Below are 13,552 nucleotides of genomic sequence, written 5' to 3' on the forward strand. Positions count from 1 at the left end.
GTGATGCATGATGCATCACGGCTATCTCTTTTTAGCCTTCCTTTGACTCATAAGGTTCATCACGGCTTATATTCGCGAGCGTTGAACCATCCGGCAGCTTAAGATCCAGCTGGAACCGGAACGTCGCTCCTCTGGCCTCATCGCTATCCACACCAATGGACCCCCCCATCAGCTTGACCAAGTTTTTACAGATGGACAATCCCAGTCCTGTCCCTCCATATTTTCGGTTCAGTGCCGGATGAAGCTGGGAAAAAGGCTGAAACAATAGATGCTGGCGGTCTGCTGGGATACCGATTCCAGTATCAGTAACACTGAACTCAATCAGGCATCTATTTTTACGACGGCTGTAAGCCTTTCTCTCCACAAAGATATTTACACGCCCTCGCTCCGTAAATTTGATCGCATTGCTCACCAAATTCACCAGCACCTGCCGGATACGCACATGATCACCGACCAGCATCCCCGGCATTTCCTGATCCACATGCCATTCCAGCTCAATGCCTTTTTCCATAGCCTGCGTCATGAATAGGTCAGCCACACTGCCGACCACGTCATCTAGCACAAAGGATTCGTGCAGCAAAGACATTTTACCAGCTTCGATTTTGCTCAAATCCAGTATCTCGTTCAATATCTGCATTAAAGCGCCGCTGCTACTGGTAATAATGTCTATATAGCTACGCTGCTCCTCATCCAATTCAGTATCTGCCAGTAACCCTGCCATGCCTATAATGCCGTTCATCGGCGTACGGAGCTCATGACTCATCACAGAAAGAAACTCTGACTTGGCCCGATCGGCGCGTTCGGCAGACTCCTTGGCCCGAATGATCTCCTTTTCATTCGTCCTGTCTACAAAAACCATCACGGCCCCTTTTCGCTCGCCATTATCCATCAAAGGGCTGATTCGATAGGAGGCCAGAAAGCTGGACCCGCCTTTTTTCCAAAATACAGCTTCTTCTGCCTGATAAGAGGCTCCGCTTCGAATCGCTTGAAGAATAGAGGACTGTTCGTCCGGAAAATGACTGCCAATTTCGTCAGCATGGAGGATCATGTCTATGCATGCGCCATTCAGCGGATTGGCCGATCCTATGCCGAACATCTCGACAGCCGCCGGGTTCATAAAGCGGACATGTCCTTCGGTACTTAAACCTACAATTCCTTCGGATACGGCGTTCAAAATAAGCGAATGCTCATTACTGAGCTTTTCAATTTGAGCAATGTAGCTTTTAAGAGGGGTAACATTTTCTATAATCCCGTAGCAGCCTACAATTTCCTCTTGCACGAAAATCGGGATATTCGTCATCTTGATGAATAGACGCTCCCCCTCCTTATGTATAAATTCCGATTCATAGGTTTGCGTCTCACCCTGCTGGGCCAGCTCCATGTGACGCTTGATTTTGTCCTGTTCCTCAGAGGAAGCCATGATGAGTATGTCAGCTTCAAGCAGCTCATCCTTCGTATAACCCGTAAGCTCCTCCAAGCTCGGATTCACACTCAAGATATGACCTTCCATATTCACGGCGCATATCCCGAGTGGATTATGCTGAAACAGTGACCTATAACGGTTTTCACTTTCGCGCAGACGCAGCTCCATTTCCCGGTGCTCTGTAACATCTTGAATCATACCGATCACTTGAACGGGCTTGCCTGCATGCTCGTCCATTTCAGCTTCCCAGATTGAACGAAGTACCTTTTGTTCCCCATTCGGCAATACAATCCGGTAAAAGGTTTCTTCGTGAACTCCCTTTAATATAACGTTGGTGATAATCTGTTTCATGCGCTCTGTATCTTCTGGATGAACAGCCGCCATTAAGGCGTCAATACTTGTTTCAACCGACTTGACACGATAACCAAAAATGCTGCGAAATTCCTTGGAGAAATGCATAACATTGTTGACCAGATCCCAGTCCCATGAGCCGAACATCGCCAACCGTTGAGCTTTTGCCAAATTCTCCTCGCTTTTCTGGCGCTCTGTGATGTTGCGTCCGATGGACAGTACTCGCTTGATCCTGCCCTGTTCATCCCGAATAATGCGGTACGATACTTCCAGCCACAAATAGTGCCCGTCCTTATGACGAACACGCCGCTTCATGATGCCTGTTTCCTTGAAGAGTCCATGTACACGCATATAATCGGCATCTTCAACATGATAGAATTGGAGCCGCTTTTTGCCGAGCATTTCCTGCTTTGTATAGCCTAGTAGTTTTTCCACCGAAGGAGAAATATATTGGAGTATGCCGTCCGCCGTGCTATATGAGATAACATCCGGCGTATTTTCCGTAATCAGCATGTACAAATCCTCATTATCCGAGAGCACCTGCTCCATATCTTTTTTCTCCGTGATATCCATTGCATACGCAATCAAATAAGATTGTTCGGTAGCCTCATCATCAAATATGGTTAATTCCAGCGATAGCCAGACGGATGTTCCCCTTTTATGTTTCAAACGCAGCTCTGTCTTATAGACTTGATCCGTAGCCTTTAGCCAACCTGCATAAGCCTCCCTCAACCCTTGCTGATCCTGAGCCTCTTTATACAAGAGATGGTAATACCGGATATCCAGTAATTCCTCCTGCTCATATCCGACCATTTTGCAAAAGGCGGGATTGACGTACAGGCACTTCCCCTCCCTCGACAAAATCACGATTCCTGTCGGGGCATGATTATACATATGTTCCAGCAAAGGCAGTCGTCGAGCAGCAGAAAACACAATGAATCTCCTCCTTTGTGGTCCGGCAGTTTTCTAACTATACCTATTCTAACATGATATGGGATTTTTATAGCGGTGAGTCCACCTCTAAATGAATGCCCTTAAAACATGTATGCACAAAAGATTGCCGATGCAGGTTCATCGGCAATCTTCGAATTATTTTTTTATACCACCCGGCTGAGGAAATGACGCAAAAATCGCTCCGCATCGACTTTAAGTGCCACATCAACCGTAGCCAGTGCTTGAACTTCGTTCTCATTTTGCATCTCACGGGTGCGACCAACCTCGGCGGAATTCCCCACCTCAACGGCAATGTGCATTGGACGCGTCTCCACAAAACTGGAATCTATCGCTAATCCTACAGCCAGTGGATCATGCAATGCACAGCCTGCAATACCAGGTCTGAAATTGCGATAGGCTTCCATATAAAAGTCTGTCATATCTGCCATAAACGCGCCCAGCTCGGTCCCTTGCTCACGCCATTTGTCCACATCCTGCTGTGGAAGCAGTGTTTGCATCGTGACATCCAGCCCAACGAGCGTAAGCGGAAAACCCGCTCCCAGCACATAAGCTGCGGCTTCTGGATCGGCATAAATATTCGCTTCAGCCGTCGGAGTTACATTGCCTTTCACTGTGACCGCGCCGCCCATAATGATCAGGCGGTCAAGCAATTGGGGCAATTCGGAACAGCGATCCAATGCAATCGCAAGATTGGTCAGCGGTCCCACAGCTACCAGGGTAAGTTTGCCTTCATAGCGACGAGCCTGTCCGATTATAAAATCAGCGGCATCCCCAGACGCAGCCTGACGGGAGGGCGCTCCTTTCAACTGATTGCCAATACCGTCTTCACCGTGAATATGCCGGGAATAAGGTTTGAACAACTCCCGAGCATACGGCTTGTGAGCGCCGGACACGACCGGAGCCTCTACCCCCAATTTTTCCACCAGAACCAGTGAGTTACGTGTTGCCTCCTCCACCGAGATATTACCAAAGGTGGTTGTAATACCGAGTAGCTCCAATTCCGGCGAATGGACCGCGTACGCAATAGCAAGCGCGTCGTCAATGCCAGTATCTACATCTAAGATTAACTTTTTGCTCATGATGATCCTCCACAGTAAAACAGCATTCTTTTTTTTCATTATACACAATTTCAATGCTTATTCCCTTGGTCATCAAATTCTTTATTCGAAGACGTAAAAGAAGGCTACGACAGTTATGCCATAGCCTTCTTTTAATACTTTTCAATCACTCAAGCGCACATGTTCTGTCCACATCCTAAGGCTCGATTCCCCATACCAGCTTATCATTGTGGAACAACGTTGCTTTGTTCCATTCTGCATAAGAGGTTTTGGTTGGATCGAAGGAGTAGTCATTGGATTCGTCTAGATTAGACCAGTCGCTTTTGTTGATGCGGATCTGAATATCACCGGTTTGCGCTCCGGCAGCAAGCGTACCGGCAGCAGGACTGAAACCAATTTCAATATAGTTGTCAGTAAAGGTACGCAGCACGTTATCATTACCTACTTGCGCATAGTCTACTGCAGATTGCAGCTCCTGGCTGCCATCTTTCGTGAAATAGTAACGAATTTTCAGCTCACTCAGCTTCACGGGTGTTGTTCCTTTATTTTTCAAGTTAAAGAAAGGCTTGGCAGCGTTATTCGCTGGATCAGTGTCCCCGGCCCGGTACATTACAACCAGATCACCCGCTGGTTCTGTAGGATCAGTAGCTTTAGGTGTAGCGCTTACCACTGCGGAATCCTTACTTGTTCCTTTCGCATTCGTAGCACTTACAACATAGAAGTAAGTTGTTCCGTTCGTCAGTCCCTTATCCGTGTACTCTCTTTCCGTTACAAGAGGCGCAACGGCTGTAAAAGGACCTGCTTCGCTAGTGGCACGTTTTACCGTGTAGCTATCGGCACCAGTAGATGCATTCCAAGTCAGCGTTACTTGAGCATTGCCCGCAACTGCCTTTAAGTCTGTCGGTACAGCTGGAGCTGTAGGTAATGGTTCCACACCACCAGTGGAAGGCACGATTACAGGGTACGCATTTTTTACCAGCATCACAAACTGATCATGGAACCATGCTCCTGAAATAGGTGCATTTGGTAAAGCATCTGTTAATGTGCCGTCCTTGGTTGTATAGGTAGGATCACACATACGGTCAAAGCCTTTACCTTCATTGTTCGGAATGAGTGAGCTAGAACCATCGGAATCCCCTGGAGGTTTTGCCCATACGTAAGCGTCAATATGACTAGCTGGGGCCGTTTGTGGCGGTGTTCCCATGCCGGCTCCACTGCTATTACACCAGTTACCACGGTGCGCCCGTTTGTCTACACGGCCTGAATTAACATAGGAGTTAATATCACTGCCGACTGCAGAAGTCGGACGGTTAGGTCCTCCCCATCCATTGCGACTCGTATCAATTAACATACCGAGCGAGCTTGGCCAGCCTGCATTGACAAAATCTTTATGCAATGACTCTGTGAAATGCAATTCATCAAAATTAGGATTCCATTCGTAGAACTTGGACGATTTGATCGGTTGTCCACCGATATTCAAATCTGGATTAGACAAATTTGGTTCTGTCAGCGGTGTAGTATTGGCTGTATTCGTGATAAATCCATCTATACTGGACAGCCCTTTGCTAGTGTCTCCAAAGATAGTTGTATACAGGGATACGGTTGCTGAACGGTTGTTATCCCAACCTAACCAGCCAGAGTGACCGATATCTAAGTATTTGTACACATTCGGAATATTGTTAAGCTTATTGACTGTGTACTTAACGCCAGCTTCATAAATTCCTGTAGATTTGGCTTGAGCACACTGAGGAGTATCCAAGTTGGTTACCAAGTTTGGTAAACTATCCGGTTCAATGATTGCTACAATACGAATATCCTTATATTTGGGATTTGCGAAAATAGTAGCAATTTTGTCGATATAATCTTTTTTATATGTTTCCAAACCTGCCTGGGTCAGCGGTAATTCACCATTAGAGGCCAAGGCATGACAATCCCGTCCGGGCAGATCGTACACAATGAATTCCGCTGTAATCGGTGTGCTGCCTTTCTTTTGCGCCAATACTTGGTCCAAATGTGCTTCCAGGCCAAGTCTACCCCCATCACCATCAATAGCAGCGATACGATCAAGCCACACAGCTGTTGGGAATGTTTTGACCGTTTGCATTTTTGCCTTCAGATCGGCATCCGTAATCTTGGCAATTGATGTGTCAACACTAGCCGCATAATCAGGACTAACATATTTTGTCGCCCCTTGGTAAGGGTTGTCCACATGGGATTCTGCATGTATTTTATCCGTAAATCCTGCACCTGGTAGAAAGCTACTCGCGACGAGTGATAGCGCAAAAGCATACTTCAAGCTTTTACGCAGCACTTGCTTAGTTTTCAATTGCTTCACCTATCTTTCCATGGATTTTGTTGAATCTTCCTATGTCGGCACCTGATTGTTACATGATTAATTGTGAGTTACGCCTACTTTTTTCAAAAAAAACGGCGTTCATAGTTGCAAAAGGTAAGCGCTCTCTATTTATTCGTGCGCTTACTTTTTCCCCTTTTTGTCACCTCCTATGTTAGATTATAGTGAGCTGGAAATCTTCTGTAAATTGAATAAATTAAGGACTACATTATTAATTAGGCATATGAATTGCCATTCTAGTGGTTTATCGCGGCCTCTCTTTTTCTGAAATCGTTTTTTTCATTTGTTGAACATCCCTACTATGACAAGCTTTCAGGAGATTTAGGATCGACAGCAAAAGAGCAAATTCAAAAAAAGCAAGACTGTATCCTTTAATTTCCGTCAGCCTAAATCGACAATGATAAACTCTAGAACACCAACTATGCCAAATCGTTATATCTATCGACAGCAAAAGGGTGTTTTCAGGCCACATGACCGTGAAAACACCCTTTTATTGTTGTGAAGTCAATCTATGCTCTTGTTGTTCTACACTTTTTCACGATCCTTGCCCTTGTCGGATTGCCCTGCATTTTTATTGGCGGCATCCCGATCCAGTTGCATTTCTTCAACCGTCTTCACCTTAAGTCGCGCTGCTCCCTCATAAGGTCGGGTTGGAATCAGATCGCCTGCTGCTAGACGTTGACGCGCCTCGGCAATTGCTGTTCCGTATTGCGGCAGCCATGCTTCCTGGGCCACCAGCATTTCATCGACCATCTGCCAAATTTCTTTTGGATTACACACCGCGCCCACTAGCGGGTCCATCATAAACGCTTGCCGCAGCAGCTTATCATCTCCGTGTACAGCCGCTTCAACAGCCAAACGCTGGACGGAAATACTTACATTGCAGACGGCAGCAAGACCGAGCGGAAGGTCTCCTACATGTGGCATGGAGATACCATTTCGATCCATATATCCAGGTGCTTCAATGATCGCGTCGTCTGGTAAATTGGAAATCACACCGTTATTAACGACATTAAAATGCCCCCGGTATACACGTCCGGTTTCCAGACCTTCGATAATGTATGAACCATGCTCTTCACCGCGATTTTCCGCCTTGTACTCCAATGGATCTTCTTTCATCCAGTTAGGGAAATCTGTTTCAAACCAATTACGTCCTTCTGTACATACACGCAGATAGCCGCCTGTTTCTCCGTTGATCCAGCTGCCTAGATCAATCCAGTCCAGAATTTCATTCGGACGCTTCCGGTACCAAGGTACATATTCACTTAGATGGCCATTCGACTCTGTGCTGTAATAGCCAAAACGACGAAGCATGTCGATGCGCACCTTTTCGGTGCGGCTATATTCGGGATGTTTTTCAAAAGCCTCCAGCAGCCCAGCTGTCAGATCCTTGCCTTCATGTGACGCCTGAATGTACCACGTCTGGTGATTGATTCCGGCGCACACAATGTCCACATCCTGCTTCTCCAGACCATACACCTCGGCAATTTGGTGATGCCCATGCTGGACGCCGTGGCATAGACCGATTGTACGGACACCGCTGTATTTATTGCAGGCCCACGTAATCATCGCCATCGGGTTTGAGTAGTTCAGCAACAATACATCCGGTGCACTTAGCTCGCGGATATCCTTGCAGATGGCCAGCATTTCAGCAATACCACGCTGACCGTACATAATCCCTCCTGCACACAGTGTATCGCCCACGCATTGATCCACGCCATATTTCAGCGGAATATCCACATCGGTTGCAAAGCCCTCCAGCCCGCCTACCCGTATGGTACAAATGACGTATTTGGCATCCTTTAGAGCTATCTTTCGGTCCGTAGAGGACTGTATTTGTATGGACAAACCATTCTCACGAATATCCCGCTGGCAGAGCTCAGTAACCATATCCAGATTGTGCTGACTGATATCCGTAAAAGCCACTTCAATATCGTTAAATTCCGGCACCGATAACAGATCTCGTAAAATTCCACGGGTAAAACCGATGCTTCCTGCTCCAATAAAAGCTACTTTAAATGACACGGCATTCAACCTCCGGTAATTAGAATTGGTATATACCGTCATTGTAGCAATAGCTCTGCGGAAAGCGTTATCAAAATCATGACCAGTTTCGTATTTAGGTGTCAAAAATCCTAACTTTCGCTTTAGCAGAGGGTTGCCAATTTCCTTTTTGCTCCATTCGCTTCTCTCTTTCTATCTAGTGTTTTTTCAGTTCAATATGTACTTTAAGTGCGGTAAATGTAGTAACATAAAAGAAAACATTAGAGAGCAAGGAGCAGCCTAAGATGAACAAAAAGATTATCTTTTTAGATATAGATGGAACGCTAGTGGATGATGATGGGATGATTCCCGAATCTGCAAAAACAGCATGTATCGAAGCGAGAAAGAACGGACATCTGATTTATTTATGCACTGGCCGATCCAAAGCGGAGATTTATGATTTTATCATGGAGGTCGGTTTTGACGGGATCATCGGAGCTGGTGGGGGCTTTGTAGAAATCGAAGGCGAGATGTTATATCACCACAAAGTATCGGATGAAGATGTTAAACATATGGTCGATTACTTTGATGAACATGATTTGGACTTTTATTTGGAATCGAACGGGGGACTGTTTGCGAGTAAAAACTTTTTGCCCCATGTGGAACGGCTTATCTATGGTGATGTAGACAATGATCCCGTAGCCAGAGAAAAAAAAGAACAACGCCCACATCCTTTTATCACTGGCCTAACTATAGGAGAGGACAACCTGTACCGTAGTGACGTGAACAAAGCATGCTTTTTGGAAAACAAAAATATTCCTTTCGAACAGATCAAAAAGGAATTTTCAGGGAAATTCGAGGTTATTCAATGTACTGTATCTGCTTTCGGGCAAGACAGCGGCGAGCTAATGGTTCCCGGTATTCACAAAGCCGTAGCTATTGAAAAGCTTATTGAGCATTTGGGAAGATCCCAAGAAGACACCATTGCTATCGGAGACGGGATGAACGATGCTGAAATGATTGAATATTGTGCGCTAGGAATTGCCATGGGAAATGCCAAACCGGGCCTCAAAGCCATTGCAGATGACATTACGGATGCTGTGGATGAAGATGGACTGTTTCATAGCTTTAAAAAGCATGGTCTGATTTAGTTTTTATACTTAAGCCCCTGCAGTAGTTTCTGGACTTAAAAATGTCCTAATTCTACTGGTAGGGGCCTATCTCCAATGCTATCTTTCCACGGAATTCACTTAGTGCTTGCTGCTCGGCTTCCATCTCCTCACTACTTGTAAGATGGGCAAACCATTCTTCAAATATCTGTTGTTGCTTACCCTTCAAGATTTCTACTTTGGTCATGTACCTTGATTAAAATATGGAATTCCTCCTCAATAACCGCGCTTATGCTGCCGATAGCTGCGTGCGGTTGTTTTGTTGCTGTATAATGAGTTGAGTCTGTAAATATTTACAAAGGAGCAAGACATGTCAAACCGTAAATGGACATTTATCCTTATCCCAGTCTTCCTGCTATTTGCCTGGCTGCTCTTCCAGTTCACTCTGTCTTCTTTTCAAATTCACCAATTTGCAGAGCTATTGAAGACGGTTTCTCCAAAAGACGGGGTTTCCGCTACAAAAGTCGTACTGATATCACAGGAGTTGGATAATTATTACTGGCGGTCAATCGAACAAGGAGCCCGAAAGGAAGCGGAACATTACGGTATGCGGCTCGATTATATCGGGCCGGACCGCATTAATCCGTCCGAGCAGGTCAAACTGCTGGATAAAGCGATCGCCAGTAAGGCGGATGCAATTCTGGTTCAAGGGATAAATGATCCAGAGTATCGCCGATTAATCGACAAAGCAGCCGGACTTGGCATACCCGTCATCACGATCGATACGGATGAACCAGATTCCCGTAGACTAGCTTACGTGGGGACAGATAACGAAGGAGCAGGAAAACGGATGGGCACGCTGTTAGCAAAAGCCTCTGCAGAGCGTGGCGACATTGGAGTTATGATCAGTAGCGAGCGCGTCGAGAATCAGCGACTCAGGCTTGCTGGATTTCGTTCCGTGATCGGTCGCTATCCCAAGCTCCGCATTGTGGAGATTCGCTCCTCGAATATTTCACGGCTTCAGGCAGCACAGCAAGCTCAGAACATGCTCACCCGGTATCCGCAGATCCGCTACATGGTCGGATTCAGTGCGCTGGACGGCCTTGGCATTCTGGAAGCCTCGGAGCGAGGCAGAGCGCGGAATTTGCAGATTTTCGCTTTTGACGATATGGCCGAGACGTTGAAAGCCATCAGAGATTGCAAAATCGAACTGACCATTGTTCAACAGCCAGAGGAAATGGGGGCTAAGTCCATAAAATTACTGAATGATTATCTAAAGGGGAATACCCCCCAGGAATTAACATACACCAGGATATATGAGATGCATGCGGACACTCCCGACAACATGACCGGAGGTGACAGACGATGACGATCAGAACGAAGCTGCTTCTGTTCATCCCTCTTCTAGTTGTGTTCGCCAATATCATCGCTTATTTTGTATTCCAAAGCGGAAAGGTCGTACAACAGAGCTACGATGAAATGCTTGGCCGCATTCTTCTCATCGAGCAAACCTCCGAATCGGCGGAGAGCAACTTAAATCTCCTATATACCTATCTGCTTAATCCAAGAGGCGATAAGGCTGTGCAGGGCCCGACAGAATACCAATTGATGCAGTTGAAAGGCAGAATTCAGGAAGTCTCCGACTCGACCGACCCTTCTTTCGCCGAGGAGGACTACGTGAATCTGTTGGCTACATTTCTAAAAGAGAAACAAGCCGCAGTTCTGGATGCAAAGGCACAAGATCCTCAATCGGCTTTTGAACATTATATTGAAGCGGAGAAAACCGTCAGCTATATTCATGAGGAGGGTCAGCAACTCATCGATGATGAACTGGCATATTACCGGCCAATCATTGAGAACATCCGGAACAAGAATGAGCGAATGAACGGATGGGGAGTGGCGTTGTTCGGCATGAACGCGCTGATGGGGGTTTTGCTTGCAATCTGGGTCTCGCGCAGCATTACTGGCCCTGTCGGCAGACTTGTCGGACTGGCGAAGCGGATCGCCACAGGTGATCTGAATATCAAGCCCCAACCGCGACGGGATGACGAGCTAGGCGTACTGTCGGACGCCATTTCGCAAATGTCCGCCGATTTGAGTATCCTCATCGAGAAGGATAAACAGAGTCTGGAAATGCGGCGGCTTGTGAAAGAGCTGGAGCTTTTGGCTCTGCAAAATCAAATTAACCCGCACTTTTTATTCAATACCTTAAATGTGCTCTCCAAGCTGGCGATCCTGGAAGGGGCGGAAAAAACCAGCGACCTGATCGTTTCGCTGTCCAATCTGCTACGGTACAGCCTGCAGAAGCTGGACAAACCCGTAACACTCCAGGAGGAACTGGATCATATTCGCGAATACGCAACCATCCAGCAGGCACGCTTTCGGGACAGAATTCGCTTTAATCTTCACTTTGACGCTTCCGTTCTTCAGCAGCAAATTCCGGCCCTGATCATCCAGCCATTTATTGAAAACGCTTTTCTTCATGGTGTAGCAGATATGGAAGACGGAGCCATGATCGCGTTAACGCTGTCGCGAGCGAACGAGGATGTGCTAATTGAAATTTCGGACAACGGAAAGGGGATGACGGAGGAAACCCGACTGTCCGTGCTCCGTCTTGAAGGCGAAGTCGAAAGCGGCAGTTCAACAGGACTTGGAATGCAAAATGTGTTTAGGCGGCTGCAGTTGTTCTACGGAAAGGAAGGAATGGTTGAAATCAATAGCAATATCGGACGAGGTACTACTATAACAATACGAATTCCCGTCAAGAAGGAGAGTGAGCAGACTGATGTATCGGTTGTTGATCGCGGATGACGAGGCTTTGGAGAGAGAAGGACTGGAATTGACAGTGGAACGGGCGATGCCGGGGATATTCCGGTTTATTCATGCCGGCAACGGTCGCATGGCGATTGAATGTGCGGAAGAGCACCGTCCCCATATTGCCATTCTGGATATCAATATGCCTGGAATTGACGGGCTTGCGGCGCTTCGTGAATTAAAGGAACGGCTTCCCGATACCCGATTCGTGCTCGTCACTGCCTATGATTATTTTGCCTATGCCCGGGAGGCGCTCTCTTTGGGTGTAAAAGAATATATTCTGAAGCCGGCGAAGCGAGAACTGATCATCGGTACACTGAAACGACTGATTGAAGAAATTGAGTGCGAGAAGCGGGCACGTACGGAAGAATTGGAGCTTAGGCACAAAATCTCACAGCTGATGCCGCTCGCAGAAAATGAGCTGGCTTTAATGCTTATGGTCGACCAGACAGTGGATTCGAGCGCTTCCCAGCTATCGGAATGGCTGGACTTTCCTCTTGATCAGGGAAGCGCCATCATTGCCGCCTTTGACGGATATACGGACGAGCAGGATAAAAAGAAAATTTACGATCATTTCCGAAGCTATGTAAAAACGCATGGCCCGAATGCCATTGTAAGCTCCTTAATCGACCATCATGTAGCCACTTTTTTACGAAAGCCGCCTGTCACCGGCGAAAACGACTGGCGGCAGTTGGTTAATCACCTTGTTCAGCAGCTCTCCGAGCTTGCCCAGCAGCAACTTGGTATAAAGACGGCCATTGGAATCGGATCGCTGCATAGCGGCGAGGAAGGACTTCGCAAGTCCTATTTCGAAGCCGTTTTTGCCTCCACCCTACGCAAGCGGGATGGAGGTTACTGCCACTTTGACGAACTGAAGTCATCAGAGGCTGGAAACGCTTCTTTGCTTGCCATCAAAGCGGAGAATGGAATGCTTCAGCAGACGTACGTCATGTCAGCACTGCAACGGATACGCGAACAGCGAGAGGTTCAAACACTGACTATGCTGGGTAGAGCGAAAATGTATATCGAGGAACGGTTCAACGATGATCTTTCGCTGGAAGAAGTGGCTGATTTTGTCCATTTGAATCCTCACTACTTCAGCAAAATTTTCAAACAGGAATACGGAGAAACATTTATCGACTTCGTAACCCGGCTGCGGATTGATAAAGCCATCTCTCTGATTAAGGCCGGCAACCTTACTCTTAAGGAAATCAGCTTTGAAGTGGGTTATAAGGACCCGAACTATTTTAGCCGCGTCTTTAAGAAGATAACGGGCGTTCCCCCCACTGAGTTCAAGGGCCAAAAATAGTAGAGATTCATCCATGCCGACTATCGGCATGGATTTTTTTAAGCTCGAATGACAAGGTAATGCTAGGTTCAGCCCCTCCATCTCCGATTCGGGAATCGAAGCCAAAATCGTGCATGAAAAGGTCCGTTTAATGAAGACGATAACCGGCCTTTCTTTTATAAGCGCATGTTATACTTCTCCTCGAAGAATGGAATGAGG

At 46.8% G+C, this 13,552-nt stretch carries 8 protein-coding genes; 4 read left to right on the forward strand and 4 right to left on the reverse strand.

From position 1 onward, the window contains the following. Nucleotides 1-31: 31 nt before the first annotated feature. From ACQW03_RS06075 to ACQW03_RS06090, 4 genes are all read right to left on the reverse strand, one after another. Nucleotides 32-2,707 carry a PAS domain S-box protein gene (locus ACQW03_RS06075; protein ID WP_441948738.1) on the reverse strand — a complete coding sequence of 892 codons (2,676 nt, stop codon included), beginning with the start codon at nucleotides 2,705-2,707 and terminating at the stop codon, nucleotides 32-34. 164 nt (nucleotides 2,708-2,871) lie between these two features. Continuing rightward, nucleotides 2,872-3,807: a nucleoside hydrolase gene (locus tag ACQW03_RS06080; protein ID WP_441948740.1), complete on the reverse strand. Its 936-nt coding sequence runs from the start codon at nucleotides 3,805-3,807 to the stop codon at nucleotides 2,872-2,874. A gap of 175 nt (nucleotides 3,808-3,982) precedes the next feature. Next, the gene (locus ACQW03_RS06085) at nucleotides 3,983-6,121 is read right to left on the reverse strand and encodes a glycoside hydrolase family 6 protein (RefSeq protein ID WP_220030838.1); all 2,139 of its coding nucleotides are present in this window, start codon (nucleotides 6,119-6,121) and stop codon (nucleotides 3,983-3,985) included. 543 nt (nucleotides 6,122-6,664) lie between these two features. Beyond that, on the reverse strand, nucleotides 6,665-8,164 hold the full coding sequence (locus tag ACQW03_RS06090; protein WP_441948742.1) for an alpha-glucosidase/alpha-galactosidase: 1,500 nt from the start codon (nucleotides 8,162-8,164) through the stop codon (nucleotides 6,665-6,667). Nucleotides 8,165-8,427: 263 nt separating this feature from the next. Here ACQW03_RS06090 and ACQW03_RS06095 point away from each other — a divergent pair, with 263 nt between their 5' ends. The 4 genes from ACQW03_RS06095 (at nucleotide 8,428) to ACQW03_RS06110 (ending at nucleotide 13,354) form a co-directional block, all read left to right on the forward strand. Next, entirely contained in the window at nucleotides 8,428-9,273 is an 846-nt protein-coding gene (locus ACQW03_RS06095; protein ID WP_076293417.1) for a Cof-type HAD-IIB family hydrolase, read from the forward strand. A gap of 328 nt (nucleotides 9,274-9,601) precedes the next feature. After that, nucleotides 9,602-10,600: a sugar-binding protein gene (locus tag ACQW03_RS06100; RefSeq protein ID WP_441948744.1), complete on the forward strand. Its 999-nt coding sequence runs from the start codon at nucleotides 9,602-9,604 to the stop codon at nucleotides 10,598-10,600. Beyond that, nucleotides 10,597-12,042 (forward strand): sensor histidine kinase, encoded by a 1,446-nt coding sequence (locus tag ACQW03_RS06105; protein ID WP_441948746.1) that lies wholly within the window; start codon nucleotides 10,597-10,599, stop codon nucleotides 12,040-12,042. Before ACQW03_RS06100 ends, ACQW03_RS06105 begins: the two co-directional genes overlap by 4 nt. Beyond that, nucleotides 12,017-13,354 (forward strand): AraC family transcriptional regulator, encoded by a 1,338-nt coding sequence (locus ACQW03_RS06110; RefSeq protein ID WP_025722404.1) that lies wholly within the window; start codon nucleotides 12,017-12,019, stop codon nucleotides 13,352-13,354. The genes ACQW03_RS06105 and ACQW03_RS06110 overlap by 26 nt, the downstream gene beginning before the upstream one ends. Nucleotides 13,355-13,552 lie beyond the last annotated feature (198 nt).

Origin of the sequence: Paenibacillus sp. DRB1-1 (assembly GCF_052119485.1) — a bacterium.
Taxonomy (GTDB): Bacteria; Bacillota; Bacilli; order Paenibacillales; family Paenibacillaceae; genus Paenibacillus; species Paenibacillus polymyxa_B.

What these genes read in the sequence shown, in the direction of transcription:
- ACQW03_RS06080 (WP_441948740.1), bottom strand. Translation starts at nt 3,807, where the DNA reads ATGAGCAAAAAGTTAATCTTAGATGTAGATACTGGCATTGACGACGCG.
- ACQW03_RS06095 (WP_076293417.1), top strand. Translation starts at nt 8,428, where the DNA reads ATGAACAAAAAGATTATCTTTTTAGATATAGATGGAACGCTAGTGGAT.
- ACQW03_RS06100 (WP_441948744.1), top strand. Translation starts at nt 9,602, where the DNA reads ATGTCAAACCGTAAATGGACATTTATCCTTATCCCAGTCTTCCTGCTA.
- ACQW03_RS06105 (WP_441948746.1), top strand. Translation starts at nt 10,597, where the DNA reads ATGACGATCAGAACGAAGCTGCTTCTGTTCATCCCTCTTCTAGTTGTG.
- ACQW03_RS06110 (WP_025722404.1), top strand. Translation starts at nt 12,017, where the DNA reads ATGTATCGGTTGTTGATCGCGGATGACGAGGCTTTGGAGAGAGAAGGA.